General features: G+C 41.6%; 23 protein-coding genes. 16 read left to right on the top strand and 7 right to left on the bottom strand.

The features are described from left to right. Positions 1–138 precede the first annotated feature (138 nt). The 4 genes from flaG to ABE65_RS17935 are packed head-to-tail and all read left to right on the top strand — an operon-like array spanning position 139 to position 2810. Positions 139–477, top strand: a complete 339-nt coding sequence (gene flaG, locus ABE65_RS17950) for a flagellar protein FlaG (RefSeq protein ID WP_231887822.1) — start codon at positions 139–141, stop codon at positions 475–477. 21 nt (positions 478–498) lie between these two features. Beyond that, on the top strand, positions 499–2028 hold the full coding sequence (locus tag ABE65_RS17945; RefSeq protein WP_066397946.1) for a flagellar hook-associated protein 2: 1530 nt from the start codon (positions 499–501) through the stop codon (positions 2026–2028). A gap of 30 nt (positions 2029–2058) precedes the next feature. Then, positions 2059–2460 carry a flagellar export chaperone FliS gene (gene fliS, locus ABE65_RS17940; RefSeq protein ID WP_066397945.1) on the top strand — a complete coding sequence of 134 codons (402 nt, stop codon included), beginning with the start codon at positions 2059–2061 and terminating at the stop codon, positions 2458–2460. Then, positions 2460–2810: a flagellar protein FliT gene (locus ABE65_RS17935; RefSeq protein ID WP_066397943.1), complete on the top strand. Its 351-nt coding sequence runs from the start codon at positions 2460–2462 to the stop codon at positions 2808–2810. Before fliS ends, ABE65_RS17935 begins: the two co-directional genes overlap by 1 nt. Positions 2811–2989: 179 nt before the next feature. Here ABE65_RS17935 and ABE65_RS17930 read toward each other — a convergent pair whose 3' ends face one another. Both ABE65_RS17930 and ABE65_RS17925 read right to left on the bottom strand, forming a co-directional pair. Further along, positions 2990–3775 carry an AAA family ATPase gene (locus ABE65_RS17930; protein ID WP_066397941.1) on the bottom strand — a complete coding sequence of 262 codons (786 nt, stop codon included), beginning with the start codon at positions 3773–3775 and terminating at the stop codon, positions 2990–2992. Positions 3776–3852: 77 nt separating this feature from the next. Next, on the bottom strand, positions 3853–4959 hold the full coding sequence (locus tag ABE65_RS17925) for a citrate synthase/methylcitrate synthase (protein ID WP_066397940.1): 1107 nt from the start codon (positions 4957–4959) through the stop codon (positions 3853–3855). Between the two features lie 113 nt (positions 4960–5072). Between ABE65_RS17925 and ABE65_RS17920 the strand changes: the two genes are divergently transcribed. Continuing rightward, on the top strand, positions 5073–5951 hold the full coding sequence (locus tag ABE65_RS17920; protein ID WP_066397938.1) for a LysR family transcriptional regulator: 879 nt from the start codon (positions 5073–5075) through the stop codon (positions 5949–5951). A gap of 23 nt (positions 5952–5974) precedes the next feature. Here the strand turns inward: ABE65_RS17920 and ABE65_RS17915 are convergent, their stop codons facing one another. Then, positions 5975–6238 carry a YqhV family protein gene (locus ABE65_RS17915; RefSeq protein WP_066400357.1) on the bottom strand — a complete coding sequence of 88 codons (264 nt, stop codon included), beginning with the start codon at positions 6236–6238 and terminating at the stop codon, positions 5975–5977. A 202-nt stretch (positions 6239–6440) separates the two neighbouring features. Between ABE65_RS17915 and ABE65_RS17910 the strand changes: the two genes are divergently transcribed. The 5 genes from ABE65_RS17910 (at position 6441) to ABE65_RS17890 (ending at position 10163) form a co-directional block, all read left to right on the top strand. After that, positions 6441–7640, top strand: coding sequence for a DUF819 family protein (locus ABE65_RS17910; protein ID WP_082861490.1), 1200 nt, complete (start codon positions 6441–6443; stop codon positions 7638–7640). A 231-nt stretch (positions 7641–7871) separates the two neighbouring features. Continuing rightward, positions 7872–8069 carry a cold shock domain-containing protein gene (locus ABE65_RS17905; RefSeq protein WP_066245425.1) on the top strand — a complete coding sequence of 66 codons (198 nt, stop codon included), beginning with the start codon at positions 7872–7874 and terminating at the stop codon, positions 8067–8069. A 240-nt stretch (positions 8070–8309) separates the two neighbouring features. Beyond that, entirely contained in the window at positions 8310–8510 is a 201-nt protein-coding gene (gene cspC / locus ABE65_RS17900; RefSeq protein ID WP_066397937.1) for a cold shock protein CspC, read from the top strand. Positions 8511–8925: 415 nt separating this feature from the next. Next, on the top strand, positions 8926–9480 hold the full coding sequence (gene hpf / locus ABE65_RS17895) for a ribosome hibernation-promoting factor, HPF/YfiA family (RefSeq protein WP_066397935.1): 555 nt from the start codon (positions 8926–8928) through the stop codon (positions 9478–9480). 200 nt (positions 9481–9680) lie between these two features. Then, on the top strand, positions 9681–10163 hold the full coding sequence (locus tag ABE65_RS17890) for a DinB family protein (RefSeq protein WP_066397933.1): 483 nt from the start codon (positions 9681–9683) through the stop codon (positions 10161–10163). Between the two features lie 19 nt (positions 10164–10182). On the opposite strand, the gene ABE65_RS17885 is transcribed toward ABE65_RS17890, so the two are convergent. After that, a complete protein-coding gene (locus ABE65_RS17885) occupies positions 10183–12045 on the bottom strand; it encodes a beta/alpha barrel domain-containing protein (protein ID WP_066397927.1) in 1863 nt (620 codons plus the stop codon). A 225-nt stretch (positions 12046–12270) separates the two neighbouring features. Here ABE65_RS17885 and ABE65_RS17880 point away from each other — a divergent pair, with 225 nt between their 5' ends. Beyond that, entirely contained in the window at positions 12271–13899 is a 1629-nt protein-coding gene (locus ABE65_RS17880; protein WP_197480319.1) for a long-chain fatty acid--CoA ligase, read from the top strand. 364 nt (positions 13900–14263) lie between these two features. Here ABE65_RS17880 and ABE65_RS17875 read toward each other — a convergent pair whose 3' ends face one another. Further along, a complete protein-coding gene (locus ABE65_RS17875; protein ID WP_066397925.1) occupies positions 14264–14887 on the bottom strand; it encodes a hypothetical protein in 624 nt (207 codons plus the stop codon). 212 nt (positions 14888–15099) lie between these two features. Here ABE65_RS17875 and secA point away from each other — a divergent pair, with 212 nt between their 5' ends. Further along, complete coding sequence (gene secA / locus ABE65_RS17870) at positions 15100–17619, top strand: preprotein translocase subunit SecA (RefSeq protein ID WP_066397924.1); 2520 nt, start codon at positions 15100–15102, stop codon at positions 17617–17619. 133 nt (positions 17620–17752) lie between these two features. Next, positions 17753–18851, top strand: a protein-coding gene (gene prfB, locus ABE65_RS17865) for a peptide chain release factor 2 (protein ID WP_228116152.1) whose coding sequence is annotated in 2 segments (ribosomal slippage) — positions 17753–17815 and positions 17817–18851 — 1098 coding nt in all. Because the reading frame shifts where the segments join, the coding sequence is not laid out codon by codon here. Between the two features lie 274 nt (positions 18852–19125). Here the strand turns inward: prfB and ABE65_RS21960 are convergent. Further along, entirely contained in the window at positions 19126–19278 is a 153-nt protein-coding gene (locus tag ABE65_RS21960; protein ID WP_156499203.1) for a hypothetical protein, read from the bottom strand. Between the two features lie 359 nt (positions 19279–19637). On the opposite strand from ABE65_RS21960, the gene ABE65_RS17860 reads away from it, so the two are divergent. The 3 genes from ABE65_RS17860 (at position 19638) to tatC (ending at position 22547) form a co-directional block, all read left to right on the top strand. Next, positions 19638–21269 carry a PhoX family protein gene (locus ABE65_RS17860; protein WP_066397922.1) on the top strand — a complete coding sequence of 544 codons (1632 nt, stop codon included), beginning with the start codon at positions 19638–19640 and terminating at the stop codon, positions 21267–21269. 55 nt (positions 21270–21324) lie between these two features. Further along, positions 21325–21510, top strand: a complete 186-nt coding sequence (gene tatA / locus ABE65_RS17855) for a twin-arginine translocase TatA/TatE family subunit (RefSeq protein WP_066245439.1) — start codon at positions 21325–21327, stop codon at positions 21508–21510. A 272-nt stretch (positions 21511–21782) separates the two neighbouring features. Beyond that, entirely contained in the window at positions 21783–22547 is a 765-nt protein-coding gene (gene tatC / locus ABE65_RS17850) for a twin-arginine translocase subunit TatC (RefSeq protein ID WP_066400340.1), read from the top strand. Between the two features lie 47 nt (positions 22548–22594). Here the strand turns inward: tatC and ABE65_RS17845 are convergent, their stop codons facing one another. After that, positions 22595–23839 carry a helix-turn-helix domain-containing protein gene (locus tag ABE65_RS17845; protein ID WP_066397913.1) on the bottom strand — a complete coding sequence of 415 codons (1245 nt, stop codon included), beginning with the start codon at positions 23837–23839 and terminating at the stop codon, positions 22595–22597. Positions 23840–24088 lie beyond the last annotated feature (249 nt).

The following is a 24088-nucleotide window of genomic DNA, read 5'->3' as shown; positions in this document are numbered from 1 at the left end:
ACAATAAATAATTAGAAGATTGAGTAGTTTCATAGAATTGTAATAAATTTTTTTTCGCGACTTCTTTCTTTACTCTTCCTCAACAATTTTTTGATTAATCCGATATAAATTTTAGAGAAAATAAAAGGGGCGATGAAGGTGGAACTGCAATCAATTAGTTCTCCTGTATTTCAAAAGTCTGAGCCTGTGCTTAAAAGCCAAAACCAACCAGAACAAACGACTCAAGCCGAAGCTTCAGTACAGAGTAAACCAGCAAAAGAATCACTCGAAAAAGTGATTCATGCGATGAACGATATGTTAAAACCAACACACACTTCTTCTAAATTTGTACTTCACGAAAAGCTGAATGATTATTACGTTCAGGTCGTGGACGAAGTGACACAAGAGGTGCTCAAGGAAATTCCAAACAAAAAGTTCCTTGATATGTATGCGGATATGATTGATTTTATGGGTATTTTTGTTGATAAAAAAATTTAGGGACGGTGATGAACCGTGAGTATGAGAATTGGCGGATTAGCCAGCGGAATGGACATCGATACCATCGTTGGCGATTTAATGAAAGCAGAGCGCATCCCACTCGATAAACTGGCACAGAAAAAGACAACGCTAGAGTGGCAGCGTGATGACTATCGTTCGATGAATAAGCTAATGACCGATCTCGATCGATTTGTTTTAGACGGAATCGCTCTTCAAGGAACGTTCAATAAGAAGACGGTAACAAGCACGAATCCAAATGCAGTAACTGCGACTGCGGCGGGAAGTGCTTCTAATATTACTTCTAAGATTAAAATTTCTCAGCTTGCAACTGCAAGAACTTGGGTGTCTGATCAAGTTAAAGATAAAGACGATAAAAAACCAAGTGGGAAAACAACTTTAGAAACGATGAATCTGGCCAAATTTGGGACAGCCGAAATTCCGCTTGAAATTAAAGTTACAAAACCAGATGGAACTGAAGTAACAAAGACAATTAAGATAGACCCAACAAAAGATACATTAGAATCAACTGCGAAAAAGTTTTCAGAAGCTGGACTAGACATGTCAGCCTTTTATGATGACTTTACAGGGAAGTTCGTTATCTCAAACAACTTAACAGGAAAAGGTTCTAAGATTACACTTGGTAACGATAAAACGGTTTCTTTCTTTAAAAATATAGGTTTTGCTAGTGTGCTGCCGGGTGCAACAGGACCTCAAGAGCTCGGAGGAACTGATACTAGCCAAAATGCCATTTTTGATTTGAACGGACTTACTGGGTTAGAGCGCACATCCAACAACTTCACAATCAGCGGAGTTTCCTATTCATTAAAAGCAACCGGAGAATCTACCATCAGTTCAACCACTGATACTGAGGGAGTAATCACTTCAATCAAAGACTTTGTAAAAAAATACAACGAAACGATTGAAGCGATTAATAAAAAGACTGCTGAAACAAAGTACCGTGATTTTCCTCCGCTAACGGATGCACAGCGAAAAGACTTATCTGAAAAAGAAGCGGAACTCTGGGATGAGAAGGCGAAGAGCGGGATGCTACGTGGAGATTCAGTTCTTTCGAGTGGGTTGAACACGATGCGTTCGGTTCTATACGCTTCCGTAAATACGGGAGATACAAAATATGACCAGCTTTCTGAAATCGGAATCACAACTTCCCGTAACTATCTCGATAAAGGGAAGCTGGAGATTGATGATAAGAAACTAAGAGAAGCGTTAGCTGCGAATCCCGAAGCAGTAATGAAGATGTTTACTGGTGATAGTACGAATAACGTAGAAGGTATCGCAAAAAAACTACGTGCCTCTATTGATCAAACTGTCGACAAAATCGAACTAAAAGCAGGGAACGCGCTTCGTACAAATGCTCAGTTTACGCTAGGTAAAGAGTTAACTGATGTGGATAAGCGTATCTCGGCTTTCGAAGATCGTTTGAAGCAGGTAGAAGACCGCTATTGGCGTCAGTTCTCAGCAATGGAAACAGCCATTCAACGCTCTAATCAGCAATCAGCTTACTTAATGCAGCAGTTTGGCGGCGGACAGTAATTTTAAACCAAAAAGGAGTGTTACCTTTACATGTCCATACTTAACGCAAACAAGGCGTATCAAAATAACTCAGTCCAAACGGCGTCACCCGGCGAGTTGACGCTCATGCTCTATAACGGATGCTTAAAGTTTATCGGTCTCGCAAGAACGGGGATTGAGCTTAAAAATACAGAACAAAAGAATACGAACCTATTAAAAGCACAAAAGATTATTCAAGAGTTGATGGTCACGCTGAACATGGACCTTGAAGTATCAAAGTCATTGATGACGATGTACGATTACATCAACCGTCGCCTAATTGAAGCAAACATTCAAAATGACGTGAAGATCTTGGATGAAGTGGAAGACTATGTGCTAGATTTCCGCAATACGTGGAAAGAAGTGATTCAGATCAACCGCCGCATGCAGCATGGCGAGACAGGGCGCGTGTAATGCCTGTCGTAAAAATTCTGCTCGAGATCACGAAGAATCTGTATGATCATGTGAGTGCAGGATTGCCGAAAGAAGAGCGTGAATCGTATATCGAGCGGTTAAATGAATTGCTTGATCAGCGTCAAGTGACAATTAACAGCTTACCTGCCACTTATTCAGAAGACGAACAGCGGATGGGGCGTTTGATCGTTAAGATGAACGAGACGATTGATCCTCTTTTAACGCGGCAGTTTGAAGAGATTAAGCACAATCTTTCAACGATGAAGAAGAAAAAAGAAAAAAACACCCAATACGCGAATCCGTATCAGTCGGTATCAGTGGATGGGATGTATTTTGATAAAAAGAATTAATGGATAGGCACTTGCTGTGGAATCAGCGGAGTGCCTTTTTTATGTGGATTTTAGTATATCAAGAAAAGTGCCGCTTATATCAAGAATAGTACACCTCATATCAAGAGTTGGAGGTAAGATATCAAGAAAACCAATAAGGATATCAAGAAAGACTTAAATACCCAAAGTGGCTATCTCAATCACAAATGTCTCAAAAACCTCTCCGGACTCTCCAAAAAGTTTTTCGTAATCTGCACATGCTCTAATTCTTCGTATGAAGTTGGAGCGGGTGGCAGGGAATCGAGACTGATGATTTCTGCACCAGGATAGGCCATTAAGATGGGAGAATGAGTGGCGATAAGGAACTGTGCGTTCTGTTTCTCCATCTCTTTTAACATCGATATAAAACTTAACTGTTTCATAGGTGATAGCGGGACTTCAGGCTCGTCAAGTATATATAAGCCGTTCGGACGAAAGCGAGATTGAAAGAAATCTAGAAAACGTTCTCCGTGAGAACGAAACTCAAGCCCGTCATTATAAAGGTCTTTGAGTTCAGCGAGCGTTCGGTTGTGAGGGAGGGAAGCAAGACTCTTCGCATATGCAGACTTGTCTTTGTACTCCACTTTGATGTTTGCTAGTTCTTGTAACGCCGTTTCCTTCATTTCCGCAGCACGCCTCACAAAGCTAACAAAGTCTTCTGCGTTTAGAAAGAATCCCTTTTTCGTTTTCACACTCCACGTCAATTTTAACTGTTTGGCTAATTTTTTGATGGAGTCATTCTCTTTTTCTGAACGATTGATCTGAACAGAACCTGCTTGATCTGCGATTGCTTCGAGTAACGTTGATTTTCCTGTACCATTTTCACCTACTAAGATAGTGACTGATTTTTGAAAGTGAAGAGACTTCAGGGATTGAAGAAGTGGAAGCTGAAAGGGATATCCTTCTTGTTTCTTCTCTTTTCTGTACACCATTGATTTTAGAATCACGAAAAAGCACCTCTTTCTTCAACGGTTCTTACTTTCAATTCTACCATTGAGATTAGAGATGCTTCTATATGGAATGGCTATTCGTTAATTGTAACTTTATCGTGAAACTTCCCGGTATATTCGGACTGTGGACGGTAAATCGTGTTGTCTTCTGATTGCTCCAAAATGTGAGCAGTCCACCCGACCATTCGGCTTGCTGTAAAGGTAGGGGTGAACAAAGCAGGGTCTAGTTCAATCGCCTTCATAATCGCTGCTGCATAGAATTCAACGTTCGTATACAACGCTCTACCTGGTTTGTATTCTTCAAGCAACGCGATTGCGGATGTTTCTACTTCCAGCGCGAGATCCAACCACTCATCTTCACCGACCAATTCTAAAAGTTTTGCTTTTAGCGCAACGGCTCGTGGATCGTGTGTTTTATAAACACGGTGTCCGAATCCCATGAGCTTCTCACCATTCTCCAATTTACCTCGTATCACTTGTTCAGCACTTCCAACTTTTCTAATTTCGTCTAGCAAGTCAATGACTGCTGAAGGTGCTCCGCCATGAAGAGGTCCTTTCATCGTTCCGATTGCAGCAGTTGCAGCTGAAACCATATCCGATTCGGTCGATGCTGTTACACGAGCAGAAAAAGTGGAGGCGTTCATTCCGTGCTCGAGCGTTAGGATCATGTAGGTTTCGAGCGCCAGTGTATGGGCTTTACTCGGTATGTCACCTGTAAGCATATATAGATAGTTTTCAACATGGTTTAACTCGTTAGATGGCTCAACAAAAGGTTTACCATCCAAAAGACGTGACCGATAGCAAATGATGGTCGGAACAAGACTCGTTAATCGAATAGCTTGTGAAGTAGTTGGCTTCCATCCATAACTCGAGACACCTTCAGACGAAATGGCCGTTCGGATTACACTCATCAAATCCATGTCTTTAGGCAGTTGATCTAAGATACTTTTTATATGAAGAGGAAGCTCACGATTCTTTATTAGCTCGCTTTTGAGATTTTGTAATTGTTCTTTGTCAGGAAGTTTACCGAACCAAAGAAGGTGTGCTACTTCTTCAAAAGAAAAGCGTGAAGTAAGTTCACCAATCTCATAACCTCTATAAATCAGTTTGCCCTCTGAACCATCGATGTGGCTGATCGCGGTTTCCGCTGCAACGATTCCTTTTAAACCTTTTTGCAACATGGTTTTCACTCCTTCCATTATTTAGTATCATTGTATAAGATGGAATTGATATATGATATTAATTGTTTTTTATTGAATTGATTAAAAATTATAATCATAGGGAGGAGGCAAGTATGGAATTTAGCTGGCTACAAACTTTTATCACTGCGGCAGAATGCGAAAATTTTAGAAGAACGTCTGAAATTCTTCATGTGTCACAACCTTCCGTTTCTGTACATATAAAAATGCTCGAATCGGAACTAGGGATGTCACTATTTCTAAGAGATGGCAGAAGAGTGAAGCTGACAGCGGAAGGGAGAAGGTACCTGCAGCATGCAAGAAAGCTGATGGAAGTGTATGAAAGTGGACTCGAGGATTTAAACGCGTTTCAGCAAGGCTATGATACGAAGCTTTGTATCGGAATCTCACCGCTCATTGCGGATACGATCCTGCCTTCTGTTTTGAAACGATATGTAAAAGCCAATCCCGATGTGGAGATTTCGATAAAAATTATTGATTCACAAAATATTGAAGAAGCGGTTCTAAACGAGGATGTGGACCTTGGGCTTTCATGTTTAGGCAGTACACACTCTGAGATTACGAGTCAGATGCTTTACCAGGATAAAGTTGTATTAGTCGCGCCGCACGATGGGTTGGACTTTGAAGCAGCGCCGCCCCTGGATGAAAAAGAAGTGCTGCTTTCAAACTATCTATTAACTCATAACCATCCAGGATATTGGGATGATCTTTGCAAACGTGTGAAATCCCGTTATCCGGGCGTTCGGATGATGAGGGTGTCTCAGATTCACATAACAAAACGCTTTATTGCGGAAGGGTTAGGAATCTCGTTCTTACCATTATCAACAGTAAGAAGAGAGCTATTAGAAGGACGATTGCTAGAGGTGGACTGTTATTCAGTAGAAATTCCGGATGCTCATACTTATGCTTTAACGAAGTACAACCATGGGAAACAACAAGAGTTTCTGACGTATTTGTCTGGGTATCGGTTTTAGTCACCTTTTTCTATTTAATACGACTATCTCTTAATCCCATAAACAATACAAACAACGCCTAACATGATCCAGATTAAGCTGCCGAATGACAATTTTGTTGATAATCCATAGATTCCAAGCGTCATCGTTGAGAAAAAGATGATCGGGCCGATGATGGATAACATGGAATTGATGACAAGAGCACGTTCTACCGTATTGAAATGCAGCATGAATAGCGCTGCGGTTATCTCAAGGGTACCTGATAAAATACGAATGGCTGCCATAGCTAGTACGACTTTTTCAATCATTTGCAGCAACGTCCATTGCCTCCTTTTAAACAACTGTTTAATGTTCCTACGCTGTATAGTGAATTATATGTGGTCAAGCATGGATTAGAAGTGTAAAAAAGTTGCTACTATTCCCACTCTTTGCAATTGAAGGACTATACAGGTAATGAAGATTTTTTAGTGTATACTTGTCACTCAAGTCATTCTAAGGGGGAATAGGGATATGTTTGCAACATCGAATGGACCGCTCATTCAAGAACCAATGGCGATTTTTGCTTATCTAGTAGCGCTAGTTGGCTTCGTATTCATCTTGGGCGAATCCAAAAACCACATTCTACGAAAGTTTTTCCACTATGCACCGCCACTGATCTGGACATATTTTTTGCCGATGATCTCAACGACTCTTGGCATCATACCTTCAAGTTCTGATTTATACAGTTTTGTTTCCGCTTACATCCTGCCGGTTGGATTGCTGTTATTGCTTTTATCTATCAATGTAAAAGCAACACTCAAACTTGGACCGAAAGCAATCCTCATGTTCTTAGCAGGAACGGTAGGGGTAATCGTTGGTGGACCAATCGCACTCGCGATCTTTCAGCCGTACTTGCCAGAGGACGCTTGGACAGGTGTAGCTGCACTAGCGGGTAGCTGGATCGGAGGCTCTGCCAATATGGCAGCGCTCGTTGAAGCGGTGGACACACCAGAACATATTCTGTCACCGATCATCGTAGTCGATACGGTTGTTGGATACAGTTGGATGGGAATCATGATCGCACTTGCTGGGTACCAAGCACGTTTTGACAAGTGGAACAAAGCCGATAACCGCATCATTGGAGAAGTGAATAAGCAGGTTGGTGAGCTTGAGAAAAAGAATGCTCGTCCGATTGCCGTTCCGCAATTGCTTGCGATCCTTGGTCTCGGTTTTGGTCTAGCGTTTATAGTAGGGAAGTTTTCCGAGAAGCTGCCACAAGGAGCTATTCTAAACACTGCTACTTGGACAATCATGATCATCTCTGCGATTGGTATCGTGCTATCTTTTACAAAGGTTCGTGAATTAGAAAATTACGGAGCGAGTAAAGTAGGGTACGCAGGGATCTATCTATTGCTTGCAACTATCGGGGCAAAAGCGAACCTGATCTATGTCGTAGAAGCACCTCAATATATCTTAATGGGAATCGTGTGGCTTGCCATCCATATTCTTTTCTTGTTTGGAGCAGCAAGGTTATTACGTTCTCCTATGTTCTTCGTTGCTGTAGGATCACAAGGAAACATCGGTGGGACAAGCTCCGCACCTGTTGTAGCTTCTGTTTTCCAGCCTGCGCTTGCACCAGTCGGCTTATTAATGGGGTTACTCGGTAACATCGTTGGAACATATGGCGCAATTGTTTGTGCAAAGCTCGCACAGATGGTTTCACAGATGTAAATTTTTTTGAGAACCGTTCGATTTTTGATCGGTTCTTTTTTAATAAAGATAATTGAATAATAGATGTCAAAAGTGTATTTTTATGCAAAATAAACCATGGAGATTTTTCGACAAAACTTCTTATTTTTCGCTAATCTTAAGCCTTTGACAACTTTTTTGGGTATATGTCATACTATAAAGTGTATAGAAAATCTATACAAAGATTCGCATGATGAAGGGATTGTGAAAGGCATGTTAGGAAAAGTAAAATGGTTTAACGCAGAAAAAGGTTTTGGATTTATTGAGCGCGAAGACGGGGACGATGTGTTCGTACACTTCTCTGCAATCAACACTGACGGATTCAAAAGCCTTGACGAAGGTCAGCAAGTCGAGTTTGATATTGTAGATGGAGCTCGTGGGCCTCAAGCGGCTAACGTAACTAAACTATAATTCAAGGCACTATGACCATACTTTTAATCCCGTCTGTTACCGCAGGCGGGTTTTTATTTCTAGAAAATATTTCATATTATGAATGATTAGTTTGCATCATTTCGCAATCACTGTTATGATGGTGATAGATTATTTTTGTTCGGCGTAAAAGATTGTATGAGTTTCGACTTTTCTTCTTTAGCAATACTTTGGGCAAGAGTAGCAATATATCGTGTGGTAACGCACTAGGAGGCAACAAACATGGAACAAGGTACAGTAAAATGGTTTAACGCAGAAAAAGGTTTCGGATTCATCGAGCGCGAAAACGGAGACGATGTATTCGTACATTTCTCAGCTATCCAATCTGATGGTTTCAAATCTTTAGACGAAGGTCAAAAAGTAACTTTCGAAGTTGAGCAAGGTGCTCGTGGCGCTCAAGCTGCTAACGTTCAAAAAGCATAAGCTTCGTTATACAAAAACAGGTTCTCTTTAGAGCCTGTTTTTTTATTTTATTTGTCTAAAAACATACATAAAAAACCCCTACTCAAGGATCGAGTAGGGTGATGGAACAGGTTTTGTAAAATGCTTTAAAGCTTCAAAGGTTAATTCCTAGTATAACACATAGTTTGAAACTAAAAGAATGTAAGTGAAATTTATTTTACTTCTTAATTAAATTGGTAAATATAAGTAAAAATTTGATTCACTCGGTGAAATAATTTTGATTGAATGCGTTTTTTCCCGGTAGTATAAGGTTTTTACCATTGTAAAGAATTTGTCGACAGTGTAAAAATATTGTCAAAATATTTTAAATGTTACGGAGGAATTCTTTTGGGGTATATCGAAATATATATACATCACCGAAAGGAGGAGTTAAGTTATGCATTTTAACATTCGTGGAGAAAACATCGAGGTGACTGAAGCCATTAGGGCTTACGTTGAGAAAAAGGTGACGAAACTCACAAAGTACTTTAACGAAACTCCGAACTCTGACGTACACGTAAATCTAAAAGTGTACAACAATGAACAATCCATTGAGGTAACGATACCGATGAAGGGCCTACTGCTTCGTGCAGAGGAACGTCATTTGGATTTATACGCTGCGATTGATTTGGTGGTAGAAAAATTAGAGCGTCAAATTCGTAAACACAAAACTAAAGTAAACCGTAAATTTAGAAATGCTGAAGGCACAAAGCACATGTTTGCTAATGGTACAGAAGGCGTATCAACAGCACTGTTGGAGGAAGAGGACGATTTCGAGATCGTACGTGAAAAGCGATTCGATCTGAAGCCAATGGACACAGAGGAAGCCATTCTCCAAATGGGATTACTCGGCCATAATTTCTTCGTTTATAACAATGCCGAATCTGGTGAGATGAACGTCGTGTACAGACGTAAAGACGGCAAATATGGCCTGATCGCAGGAACAAACTAATATACAAAACGAGACTACACACCCCATGACACTTTTGGGGTGTGTTTTATGTTTGTGAAGTAAAGTTACCGATAAAATCATAATTTCGCCGATATAATTGAAAACTCGCCGATGAAACTGAATTCTTGCCGATATATCCTGAATCTTGCCGATAAAAACTAATTCTCGCCGATATATTCAAATTGAAGGAGCCACTAAAAATGAAAAACGATATCCTGTTAAAACAACTCGCTGCGTTTCGTCACAACACGTTAAGCGCTGTTGAAGGACTCACTGAGGAAGAAGCAGATTTTGTGCCAGAGGGATTTAACAACAACATTCGCTGGAACTTGGGGCATATTTTTTTGGATCAGTACGATTGGCTGTATCATAAAATCCGTGAAGATCATCCAGCGCCGATTCATTATCGAGAGTTATTCGGGTATGGAACAAAACCAGAGAATTGGCAGCGAACGCCTCCAACGCTTCAAGAGCTTCGTCACCGTTTGATGGAGCAGGTTCAAGTTATTGGGGAGCAGTTTGGTCATCGTTTAGATCAGGAGTTAGATGAACCAACTGAGCTCGGGATGAATACCTTTGCGGAAGTGCTGCCACGAACGTTTTATCATGAAGGTCTTCATTTAGGAACGATCCTCTCTATAAAAAAAGCGATCCATCTTCAAAAACAAACACAAACAAAATGAAAAAGTGCAGACTCTATGTCTACACTTTTTCTTCTTTCGATACAGACACATTTCTCAACTGAGCTTCACCACTGCGATGTAAATAACCATAAGAATAAACCAATCCTACGAAATAGAAAACAAACAATAAATAAGCGGGTGAAAGGTGAAAATGGTTATCGTACCCGATCATAAAATGTGTACCAACACCCGTTGAAAATCCTGGCAAGCCGCCAAGTAGCAATGTCCACCATACCCATTTTGCTCCTTCACGATATCCCCATAACGCAATGGTTAACAACAAAAATCCTTCTGAGATTAAAGCACCGCCGAATCCAGCACGATCGTGTGCGATCAACGGAATTAAATTTTGGTTGAAAGCTGAAATTTGTTCAGGCGTAAGGGCAAAGAACATCAAGTCCTCTTTAACAAAAACACCGTTCATTCCGATGATGGAAATCACGATTCCTGCAGAGAGCAAGCATATACCTGATATGACAAATAAGCTTTGCCCAATCTGACTTCTTTTCCATGATATCGTGTTATGCAAATTCTGACCTTTAGATCCCGAAGTGAGGTTTCGAGATTGATAAAGTCCATAAAGGAAAAAGGGAAGGATGATTAAATAATAGACAAAGTGCAGCATGTCAAAATAACCGAACCCCATAAAGTAAAAGATGTTTAAGAAACCGAGAGCTGCAGCAATCACATACGCTTTTTTCGCCCAATGTTCACCTTTTCGAATCCCGTGATACGAAAGCTGCATGAACATAAAACCTGCCGAAATCATAACGCCTGCTAAACATATCCGATCATGAGACATGAAATGAAACAGGTGATGACTAAAAGTTTGAATCTCTTCTTTTTGTATGCCTAAATACTGTTCGTCATACGCTAGAAGAACTTCGGTTAATCCGATGATTAAAGCGATGATGCCTGCGATGACAACTCCTAGCCCCATCAGGAAAAATGAGGTCCATCCCGTTTGTCCAGCTGGCCGAGAGATAGGCTGTTGTTCATATAAAATCCGTTCGTTGATGCGCTTCGGAAGACCTGGTCCGGAATAAACAAATCCACTATGAAGCTGAATGAGAGAAGCGCCTACCTCAAGAAGTTCCATCGCATCACGCGGTTCATGAACGCCGCCAGACGCAATAATCGGCTTGTTAAAAGGTAGAAGCTGTTGAATGCTTTCTTTGAGTTGATGCATCTCCATCTGTCCGAGTTCGACGCCTTCAGCTCTTTCAATCCCTTCTCGAATGATAAATCCATTTACAGCGATATTATCTGTATAGTACTTGATCGTCTTATGAGTAAGCTCCAACATGAGAGGTTTAGAAGTAAGTTCACGAATCTGCTCCAAATAAGAAATACCTTCAACATTGATAACAAAGAAAGCAGCATGTTCATCGAGCTTCTGAACTAATTTCTCGTAATCATGTAATGTCTCTCCCTTAATCAATATCCCCAGTGGTATTTTCACTCTTTTCATAGACTGAAGTTTTATAAGAGCAGCTTCTAAACCCAGATTTTCTTGAAGGTGTTCATACACAAGCGTTTCTTTCCCAGTATCCCGTATAATCGGTTTTCCTGATTTCTGAGGCAGAACACTAATCGGTCCTACTTCAATAAAACCAAAACCTAGGTTAGTGAATGCTTGGGTCCCATTTAGTTGGGGATCTAATGCACCACTTATGCCAACAGGTGAGGGAAAAGTGATCCCCGCTACCTTCCGCTCCAATTCTTTACTTGGCTGCATATGACCGAAAAACTGTATAATTTTATCACCAAATGGCAGTTTGGCGAGGGTGTTCATCGTATGTAAGGTGAGATCGCGGCTGGCTTCTGAGTTTATGCGAAACAGCAGCGGTTTAAAAAAAGTATGATACGACCAATCAGGCATAAGAAAAACACTCCTTTTTATGCCGTTTTATTTAAGTTTAACGCAAAAACTGGATAATCTTTCAAACTTTTTTTAACTTAAAAATTTTTTTCGTATTTTTGGGCGGTTTGTTCCTTCTAATCTGTTTTAACAGCAGGATTTTGAAGTAGGTAAGGGGAACTAGTGAGTAACAAGAAAACGCTTACACTAATGACTATGTTTACTATTTAAGGAGGAGAAGTAGTTATGATGATGAATGTGCCTTTTCGAGTTACGAGTATGCTAGAGCATGCGGAGCGGTATTTTGCGAAAAAGGAAGTAACGAGCCGTACGATGTCCGGAATACGGAAGTTCAGTTACCGGGAGATCGGTGAGCGGACACGCAGGCTTTCGAGCGCGCTAAAACGCCTTGGTGTTCAAAAAGGTGAGCGGGTTGGAACACTTGCATGGAATCACCATCGTCATCTGGAAGCTTATTTCGCCATTCCAGGTGTTGAAGCTGTTCTTCACACGATCAATATCCGACTTTCCCCTCAGCATATCGCATACATTATCAATCACGCCGATGACCAGATTTTATTCGTAGATCAGGACATCCTACCTCTTGTTGAAGCTCTTAAAGACCATATTCCTAATGTAAAAGCGTATATATTGATGACCGATGAAGACGAGCTGCCGCAATCGCCGCTTCAACCTCTCTATCATTATGAAAAACTTTTAGAAACAGGTGACCCGGCTTACGAATTTCCGCAAGATATTGATGAGAACGATCCAGTCGGGATGTGCTATACATCGGCCACGACAGGAAATCCAAAAGGCGTAACGTACACGCATCGCTCGACCGTATTACATTCGATGTCACTAGGACTTGCTGATGGCGGTTCTGTATCAGAAAGTGATGTTCTTATGCCAGTTGTGCCGATGTTCCACGTAAATGCGTGGGGACTTCCGTATGCAGCGACCTGGTTCGGATCAAGCCAAGTCATGCCTGGACCGCGATTCACGCCACAGCTTTTAGCGGAACTGATTGAGATGGAAAAAGTGACCTTTGCTGCAGGTGTACCAACGATCTGGATGGGGCTTCTTCAAGAACTCGAACAGAACAGTTATGATACTTCTAGTCTTCGAGCGGTTATTTGCGGAGGATCTGCTGCACCAAAAGGGATGATAAAAACGTTCGAGGAAAAACATAATATTCCGTTCATGCATGCTTATGGTATGACGGAAACGAGTCCACTTGTAATCGCAACGCGACTGAAAACGTATCAAGCAGATTTGGACGATGAAGCGAAATTTGATTATAAAGCAAAACAAGGTTATGTCGTGCAAGGCGTTGAGATGAAAGTAATCGGTGCGAACGGGGAAGTGAAGTGGGACGGCCACGAGATGGGCGAGCTCTTGCTGCGTTCGAACTGGATAGCGGATGAATATTACAACGACGATCGGACAGAAGGTACGTTCAACGATGGATGGCTTCATACCGGAGATGTTGTTACGGTAGATGAAGAAGGATTCGTGAAAATCGTTGACCGGACGAAGGATCTCATCAAGAGCGGGGGTGAGTGGATATCGTCCGTTGATCTAGAGAATGCGATCATGGCGTTTCCGGATGTTTTTGAAGCATCTGTTATCGCCGTTCCTCATCCGGAATGGCAGGAGCGGCCACTCGCATGCGTCGTGTTGAAACCTGAAGCAAAAGGAAAAGTGCCAAAAGAAGACATTGTAGAGTTCTTGAGGCCGCAGTTTGCGAAGTGGTGGATTCCAGACGATATTATGTTCATGGATGAGATTCCAAAAACATCCGTTGGTAAGTTTTTAAAGCGGACATTGCGTGATCAGTTGAAAGACCATTATATGACGACTGCGAAATCGTAAAAATGTATGCAGAGAACTTCTCAAAAGTTGAGAAGTTCTTTTTTTGTGCGAAGGGGAAGAGAATGATCGCCTATAAATTTGTGAGCTGTGGGAAAAGTACGTATGTGATGGACACAAGATAGTTATGTCTGCCTCAAAAACACATCATAAAATATATTCACGGATAGCTGCATTTTATTCACGGTAATTTGCAATATATTCACGTATAACAGCAATAATTTCACGTATAAAATGATTTATCGAAAAGTTCGACAAATTTACACTTTCTCATGAATCATCCAGTCAAAATCAGCACTCAAAACTTCATTCGCAAACAAAAAAACACCACTCTCCGCAAAACCACGAGAACAGTGCTCAATCTTCCTTATTCTTTTACCTCTTCCTTAATCCACTTACCTGTTTCCGTCACATCCCAATAATCACTAGCTTTGTAGCCGTTCAACGATATATCAAGATCGTGAAAAATGCGGTGAACGCCTTTTAGTGGCTCTACACTCTCAGAACTCATGCTTTTCGCAATCTTGCTAAGCGCATTCTCAATGTCTACCTTTAGTGGACCCGCAACATAAGGCAGAATCTTATTCCGGATATCAATCTCAATATCTTTTAATACTGGTGTATGTGTGTCTATGTTATATTTCGACCATTTATCATAACCAAGCTCACTGTTCCAAAATTCATGAATCACATTGATCCGTCTTTGGATCTCGGTCTTTGGAACTTCTATGGTTGGCTTGAAGAGAGCGGTACCGCTTGATTTTTCGGCCTCCGTCAATTCCTCGTCAGACGGTGCATCTATACTCGCTGCAGAATTCGGACCAAACAGTGAATAATATCCCCACGTACCAAGCCCTCCGATAATGAAGAAGCTGAGAACGAGGGTGAGAATGATCGTTTTGCTTTTTTCACTTCTTCGCTTTTTCTCTTGAAGCTGCATCTCTTGACCTTGCCCAGCGTTATTTGTCCTGTCTAGATCTGCGTTTTCCATTCAGAACCTCCCGTGTCCATCTTTATATTATTTTACCAAAATTTAGTGATTCAGTCTCTATGAAAGTATCAAATTTTTCACATATATAGGAAGTTTCTTTACGATGAATGCTACAATTCCGATGAAAAGATTTGGGATTTCTTGTGGCTCGTTTCACAAACTGTTAGAATAGAAGTGGTATATAATTTTCGAGAACAGGGAGCGTTATTCGGATGATTAGCATTTTGAAAAAGATTTTTCCAAGTTCCAATGACCGAACGTTGAATAGATACGAGAGAATTGCGGAAAAAGTGGAAACGTTAGCTGAAGAGTTTAAAGCTTTAAATGATGAGGCTTTGGCGAACAAAACGGCTGAGTTCAAGAGCCGTATCGAAAAAGGGGAATCTCTGGATGACCTTCTCCCTGAAGCGTTTGCGACGGTGCGTGAAGCATCAGCTCGTGTATTAAACATGCGTCATTATCCTGTACAGATTATGGGTGCGGTTGCGCTTCATGAAGGTAACATTGCAGAGATGAAAACCGGTGAAGGTAAAACGTTAGTAGCGACAATGCCGGTTTATTTAAACGCACTAGATGGAAAAGGAACTCATGTTGTTACAGTCAACGAATACTTGGCTCGTCGTGACTCTGAGATCATGGCGCCGCTATACAATTTCCTAGGTTTAAGTGTTGGATTGAACGTTTCTGACCTCTCAAAAGAAGAGAAGCGTGAGGCGTACGCAGCAGATATCACATATGGTACGAACAACGAGTTCGGCTTCGACTATTTGCGTGACAACATGGTGGTTTATAAAGAACAGATGGTTCAGCGTCGTAACTATGCGATCGTCGATGAGGTTGACTCCATTTTAATTGACGAAGCGCGTACACCGTTGATCATTTCAGGTTCTGCTCAAAAATCAACGCAGCTTTATCAGATGGCGAACATGTTTGTGCGTCAACTGAAAAAAGAAACAGATTATACAGTAGATGAAAAGACTAAGAACGTTCAGCTTTCTGAAGAAGGTATCAACCGAGCGGAGCAGATGTTCTCGATCGATAACTTATATGATTATCAGCACGTAACACTGAATCACCATATTAACCAGGCGTTAAAAGCGAACATCATCATGCAGCGAGATGTGGATTATGTCGTTCAAGACGGCGAGATCGTAATCGTCGACCCGTTCACAGGACGTTTGATGGCTGGTCGTCGTTACAGCGATGGTCTTCACCAAGCGATTGAAGCGAAGGAAGGTTTGGAGATTCAGCGTGAGAGTATGACCCTTGCGACGATAACGTTCCAAAACTACTTCCGTATGTACAACAAGCTTGCTGGTATGACGGGTACAGCGAAAACGGAAGAAGAAGAATTCCGTAACATCTACAACATGGATGTTATCTGTATTCCGACGAACCGTCCGATCGCGCGTGATGATAGATCGGATCTTATTTATAAAACGATGCAAGGCAAGTTCAAAGCGATCGCTGCTGAAATCGAAGAGCGTCATAAAACAGGACAGCCGATCCTTGTGGGTACGGTTGCCGTTGAAACCTCTGAACTACTTTCACAGCTTTTAACGAAGCGTAAGATCAAGCATAACGTGTTGAACGCGAAAAACCATGAGCGTGAAGCAGAGATCATCGAAAATGCGGGTCAGCTTGGCATGGTTACGATCGCAACGAATATGGCTGGTCGTGGTACGGATATCAAGCTTGGTGAAGGCGTTCGTGAGGTTGGCGGACTGCACATCCTTGGTACAGAGCGTCACGAATCACGTCGTATCGATAACCAGTTGCGTGGTCGTGCGGGTCGTCAAGGAGATCCAGGTTCGTCACGTTTCTACATCTCGATGGAAGACGAATTGATGCGTCGATTTGGTTCTGACAACTTGATGACGATGATGGAGCGTCTTGGCATGGATGAAGAGACGCCGATTGAGTCAAAAATGGTTACAAAAGCCGTTGAATCTGCACAAAAACGTGTAGAGGGATCAAACTTTGATGCTCGTAAACAGCTTCTACAATATGACGATGTTATGCGTCAACAGCGTGAGATCATCTATGCACAGCGTCAAGAAGTTCTAGATGCTGAGAACTTAAGTGATATCGTACTGCGCATGATCGATTCTACACTCGAGCGTATCGTTACAGTTCATACACCTGAGGCGGAAGTTCAAGAAGAGTGGAACACGAAAGAAATCGCGGATTACGTGAATGCAGTTATGTTCACTGAGCCGACATTTACAGAAAAAGATCTATTCGGTCTTGATCGTGAAGAGATCATCGAGAAGATTCAAGCGAAAGTACACGCGGCGTTTGCTGAAAAAGAAACACAGCTACCTGCTGAACAGATCGCTGAGTTTGAAAAAGCCGTAATCTTACGTTCGGTTGACAGCAAATGGATGGATCACATTGACCAGATGGAACAGCTTCGTCAAGGTATCCACCTTCGTGCTTATGGTCAGAACGATCCGTTGCGTGAATACCAGTTTGAAGGCTTCGAGATGTTCGAAGCGATGGTTGCAGCGATCGAAGAGGAAGTTACAACTTACATCTTAAAATCTCAGATCGAGCAAAACATGCAGCGTGAACAAGTGGCTGAAGGAAAAGCCGTTGTTCCGAGCGATAAACAAGATACAGCAAAAAAGAAAAAGCCGGTTCGCAAAGCACAAGACATCAAGCGTAATGATCCTTGTCCATGCGGAAGCGGAAAGAAATACAAGCAATGTCACGGAGCTGAACAAGAATAGAAAGTTGCGTGAGAGAAGAGAGTCTTTTAATAGGCTCTCTTTGCGCTTGTAATCAGGTTTGAAAAAAGGGTTAATTTTAACAGCGTTCGCATATTTTAAAGATGGAACAATTATAAGATGAGGTGCAAAGACTATGGATTTAGTAGAAGTAAAACAGGAATTAAACGTTATTGAAAAACGTATCAACGACTTTAGGGGGTCTCTTTGACCTCGATACAAAGAAAGCGCGTATCGCGGAACTAGATGAAGAGATGAGTGCACCAACGTTTTGGGATGATCAAAACGCAGCACAAGTCGTGATCAATGAAGCGAACGGATTAAAAGAGCAAGTGAACGAGTTTGAAGAACTTGCTTCCGCTTATGAAGATCTAGAGATCGCACACGAGCTTGTAAAAGAAGAAGCGGATGAGGATCTTCAAAAAGAACTTGTAAAAGATCTTAAATCTCTAATCACAAAGCTGAATGATTTTGAGCTTCAGCTTTTATTGAATGAACCGTATGATAAAAATAACGCAATCCTCGAACTTCACCCAGGTGCGGGTGGTACAGAGTCTCAAGACTGGGCGTCTATGCTGCTTCGTATGTACACGCGTTATGCGGAGCGTCAAGGATATAAAGTAGAAACGCTCGATTACTTACCAGGTGATGAGGCAGGGGTTAAATCTGTAACACTTAGCATTAAAGGGCATAACGCTTATGGCTATTTGAAGGCTGAAAAAGGGGTTCACCGCCTCGTACGTATCTCACCGTTCGATTCATCTGGCCGTCGTCATACGTCATTCGTTTCGTGTGAAGTGATGCCGGAGATTACAGATGATACCGAGATCGAGATTCGTACAGAGGATCTTAAGATCGATACGTATCGTGCGTCTGGAGCAGGTGGTCAGCACGTTAACACGACTGACTCTGCGGTCCGTATGACACATATTCCAACGAACACAGTGGTGTCGTGTCAAACAGAGCGCTCGCAGATTAAGAACCGTGAGCGTGCGATGAAGATGATGATGGCGAAATTGGTGCAGCGTCGTTTGGAAGAGCAGCAGGCACAATTGAATGAAATTCGTGGAGAGCAAAAAGAGATCGGGTGGGGAAGTCAGATTCGCTCTTATGTTTTCCATCCTTATAGTCTTGTGAAGGATCACCGGACGAATACTGAGGTTGGTAATGTGCAGTCTGTGATGGATGGTGAGATTACGCCGTTTATTGATTCTTATTTGCGTTCTAAGTTGTAAAAAACATTTTGATTAAGCTTCGATGTTTGAAAGAGTTGATCTGCGCTCCAGGTGCTTCGCTTTCCGCGGGGCAGGCGGTGAGCCACATTCGTACGTTTCACGTATAAGTGTCTCACCTGCCGGCCTGTCCCGCAGGAGTCTAGCACCTTCCGCTACAATCAACTTGTCGAGGGTGTTAAACAAAAAACATCAAGTTACAATCAAGCCTAATAACAAGCTGTAAAATAATAAAACAAAAACAAAACTTCCGGGCTATTTGCTTCCGGAAGTTTTTTTATCGTTTGTGTGTGAGATCTCCCTCTTGTACGAGCTCGATCTTTCTATGTTGTCCGTCTGTTACAATCTCCACGTTTCCGTTTTCATAAATCCAAACGACTTGATATTCTTTGCCGTTATACATGACGAAACTCCCCACTTCTATCTGCATCGCTTCACTCCTAATAAAGCTCTCTAGTTAATTATACCTATTTAAGTTGGAATGTATATTGGGAAAAAACATGGACATCTGTCTTCTTTAGTATAAAGGATATTACCCTATTTTCCCAACTTATATTTTCTATAGCAGAAATCTTCATCTCATAAAAGGTTTGATGGGGTAACTATCAAACCCTTTTTGTATTAAAACCTACCGTCAGAGTTATTCGTTTTATGTCGGCGAACGTTGAAAATTTATAAAAAAACTAAAAATTCTTAAACATTTGTTTAAATCTTCTATATAGTGGCTTAATATTTCGACCGTATTCTTATAGTTGCAACATTAATTATTTGGGTCTAGGGGGAAATGACATGGAAAAAAAGCCATTGGATAGAAGAACCTTTTTAACGTATTTAGGTACAGGCGCAACAGCACTTGCTGCAGCTACCACTGGGTTAGGTGCATTATCAGAAACAGCTAACGCACAATCAGACAGCTTGATGCGTATGAAGCCTCGCAAAAAAGGATTTAAGTTCCACCCGATTGCACCAACGGACAAAGACGATCTTGTTCTTCCAAAAGGATATCAATATGAAGTGATTGCCTCTTATGGTGATGTGATTAATAAAAAAGGTGACACGTTTGGATTCAACAATGATTTTACGATGTACTTTCCGATCGACAAATCTAGTGAACATGGCTTGCTTTGGGTAAACCATGAATATACAAATCCTTTATATGTTGAAGGAGAAAAAGTGAACGGTAAATACACACCGGCACAAATTGAAAAGATGCTCTACAATCAAGGCGGTTCTATTATCGAAGTGAAAGTGAAGAACGGCAAGTGGATGTTGGATACGAATTCAGCATACGCAAGACGTGTAACAGGACTAACGCCGTTTGCACTAACAGGACCAGCGAAAGGTACGGCAGCTGTAAATGGTGCAACTTCTGCACAAGGAACATTTGCAAACTGTTCAGGTGGACGTACGCCATGGAATACGGTTTTATCTTGTGAAGAAAACTATGAGGATACGTCAAAAGCGGCAAATCTCGATCAAACGCATTATGGCTGGGTGATTGAAGTTGATCCTTTTGATCCGAACTTTAAAGTGAGAAAGCACACGGCTCTTGGACGCTTTAACCATGAAAATGCTAGCGTTGGCATCTCGAACGACGGGCGTGTCGTTGTCTATATGGGTGATGACAAAAAGGATGCTTGTGTGTACAAGTTTGTGAGTAAAGGCAAGTACGCTGCAGCTAAAGGGAAAGACAACAGCAAGCTTTTAGAAGAAGGGACGCTTTATGCAGCAGATCTTGCAAACGGCAAATGGCTTCCGTTAACGATCGAAGCTGTTCGTGAAAAAGCAGCAGGCAAAGCTGACTTGTTAGAAAAGTTCAAAACACAAGGTGATGTTGTGGTTAACGCACATGATGCGGCAATCCTTCTAGGTGCGACACCGACAGATCGCCCGGAAGATGTGGAGATTTCACCGCTAGACGGTACTGTATTTATCGCACACACGAACAACGACAAACACGGCAACATTCATGGCCACATCACACGCTTTTTTGAAAAAGACGAAGATCACGGTGCTGAGAGCTTTGAATTTGAAATCTTTGCAGCAGGTGGTCGTCAAAGCGGATTTAGTGCACCTGATAACCTAACGTTCGATTCAAATGCAAACCTATGGACAGTAACGGATATTTCATCAAGCAAGCTGAATTCTGGTGCGTGGACAAGCTTTGGTAACAACGGCATGTTCATGATTCCTACGATCGGACGTGATAAAGGAGAGGCGTTCCAGTTTGCATCGGCTCCTAAAGAAGCGGAGCTAACAGGTCCATCTTTTACACCGAATGAAAAAACGTTGTTCCTAAGTGTTCAGCATCCTGGTGAAGAAACGGAAGACAAAGCAAATCCAACAAGTACGTGGCCACAAGTTCGCGGAGGCAACACACCGCGTCCATCTGTAGTAGCGATCACTGGATTCAAGTTCTAACTTTTTTAAGACAGAAGGTAACAAATGATCACCAAAATTTGAGGAGGCGATCTACATGGGTTTCACAAACATCGGAGTACCAGGATTGATCTTAATCTTAATCATTGCGCTTATCATTTTCGGGCCATCTAAACTGCCGGAGATCGGACGAGCATTCGGAAGCACACTTCGCGAGTTCAAGAACTCAGCGAAAGACCTCATGTCTTCGGATGAAAAAGAAGAAAAGCCGCAGTCTAAATAACGAAAAACGGAAGATGCGGGCACGGTTACAGTCCGCATCTTTTTCTTCATGATGGGCTAGATTTAAAACTCGTGGATTGAGAGCCGGAACTTGTGGATTGAGGGTCAAAACTCGTGGATTGAGGGTCAAAACTCGTGGATTGAGGGTCAAAACTCGTGGATTGGGAGTCAAAACTTCTGGATTGGCGGTCCCTACCCATGAATCCAATGTCCTAACACGGCACTACAAACTTTAAAATGAACCACTAAGGATAGAAAGGAGGCTATTTTATGATGAAAGCTGAAGAGATGTACTTCGTTGAACACCTTGGTGAGCTAAGAAAACGAATCATTATTACGCTTGCCGTATTCATTACGGTACTTTCCGTTTCTTTCTTCTACGTTCAGCCGATTTATGACTGGCTGATTCGAGATCTTGATCAGCAGCTTGCTGTTCTTGGGCCAAGCGAGATTTTATGGGTGTATTTTATGATATCCGGTGTCATTGCGATCGCGTTCACCATTCCGGTTGCGGCTCATCAAACGTGGATGTTCATCAAACCGGCATTGAGTAAGAGAGAGCAGAAGGTGACGCTATCCTATATTCCAGCACTATTTTTCTTATTTGTACTAGGTTTATCATTCGGTTATTTTATCGTGTACCCAATGGTTCTAAATTTCCTATTGAGCTTATCGGAAGGGCATTTCCAAACGTTCTTCACCTCAGAAAAATACTTTAAGTTCATGATGAACCTGACACTTCCGTTCGGCTTTTTGTTTGAGATTCCGTTAGTGGTGATGTTCTTAACATCGCTTGGCATCTTAAATCCAAACGTCTTAACGAAAGCAAGAAAAGTCTCGTATTTCGGACTTGTTGTCGTTGCCGTCTTGATCACACCGCCAGATTTAGTATCAGATTTCCTAGTCGTCATCCCACTACTTGTTCTCTATGAGATCAGCATCATGCTGTCGCGCGTGGTCTATAAAAAGAAGCTCGCGAAAGAACAGCTCGCCATGGAAGAAGAAAATAAGGTCGTACAGATGAAACGTCCTTCATAATAGAAGAAAAAGGAAGCCCGCTACGGCTTCCTTTCTTTATGTACTTTTTAAACAAACTGATTCGTACGCCGGTTCTTGTCCGCTATGTATTTGGCATATTCATTTGCCCGTCCAGCATCGCCATTTTCATTATAAAAATCAAACAGAATAATCTCATAGTGTTCAGCAGGTAAGACATAACCTAGCTTTTTAAGATGTGGATACAATTCTGTTTCGAGGTAGTGATAATATTCGTCGTCTTGCTTTTTTAATCGATAGATATGCATCTGAAAAAAGTGAGCGAAGGTTGTGCTTCCGTTTGCTTGCGCTGTTTTTAATCCATTTTCCGCTAATTGAAGAAGATTTGTGTTCAGTTCTTTTCCTAAAAGAGTTGCGGCGTTCACATATCCTTCAAGTGAGCCTAAGTAGTTGGAAGTGTTAGGATCTTTTAGCTGCATCGATTCTTTGTAGTACTGACATGCATTTTCAAAATGGCCATGAAGAAGGGAGTGATAGCCAAAGTTGTGAAGAAGAAGCGCTTTTTGTTTTTTCAAGCCAAAGTTCTCACACATCTCGATCAGTTCTATATATTTTTCGTTCTGAGGTCCGCTGGTTGGCTCTTGTTCAATTTGAATCAACATGAGCATTTCTGTTTCGATCACTCGGGCATAGCAGTGCGATTTTTCGAAAAAACGAAGCGCTTTGCTAGCGTAATAGTATGACAGGACACGGGAATTGGTAGAGTGATACGCGACAGCCATATGATAATAGTATTCTGGGTTGTTGTAATAGGTAGGGTCTACCTGTTTTAAGAGATCGATAGCCTCGTAATAATCATGCTTCATCTGAAGTCCATAGATTCCTTTAATATGCAGAAGCATACTCTTTTCACGAAGTGAGAGTTCGGTCCATCTTGCCATCTCTTGAAGAAGTTTTTCTGCCTTGTTTCTCTGTTCAGTGAGGATATAATAGCGTGTTAACAAAAGGGTGTGGGTGCGATAAAAATCTGGAATCTGCAACAAAGCAATCTGTTCGAGTTGCTTTTTAATGTTCTCTGTTTTGACTTCCAGTTTCATGATGATTGCTTCTTCCCATTTTTTTAAGAGAAGTTCCACACTTCTGTACAAATTCATCTCATTTTGTATATCGATCTTTAGTCGGTCCGCTAAAAACTGGATCGTTTCATTGGAAACCTCAGTCAATCCTCGTTCGATCTTACTCACATGTGTACCTGAACATATACCGTCTCCGAGCTCTTTTTGTGTCATATTTCTGAGCTCACGATAGAATTTTATGATTTTTCCTTCAAGCATGAGATGCCCCCCTATCTCTATTAAGAAATTCTCTCCTTTTTCTATTCTACTAAAGAAAACCCCAATTCAGTTGAACGTTTTTTAAGGCTATTTCCCTATTTCACACCTCATTTTTAAAAAAAATCCTATTAAGTTTTGTGTTGATATAGGTAGCGAGTCATGTGTGAAACCCCGATAGCGGCAAGGCAATCCTGCATTTACAATTACATATGAATCTACTAAAAATTCAAAAAATAGAAAAGAGGTGCT

Source organism: Fictibacillus phosphorivorans (assembly GCF_001629705.1).
Classification (GTDB): domain Bacteria; phylum Bacillota; class Bacilli; order Bacillales; family Fictibacillaceae; genus Fictibacillus; species Fictibacillus phosphorivorans_A.
Note: the sequence above shows the minus strand (reverse complement) of the source record. Positions and strands in the feature narration are given on the sequence as shown.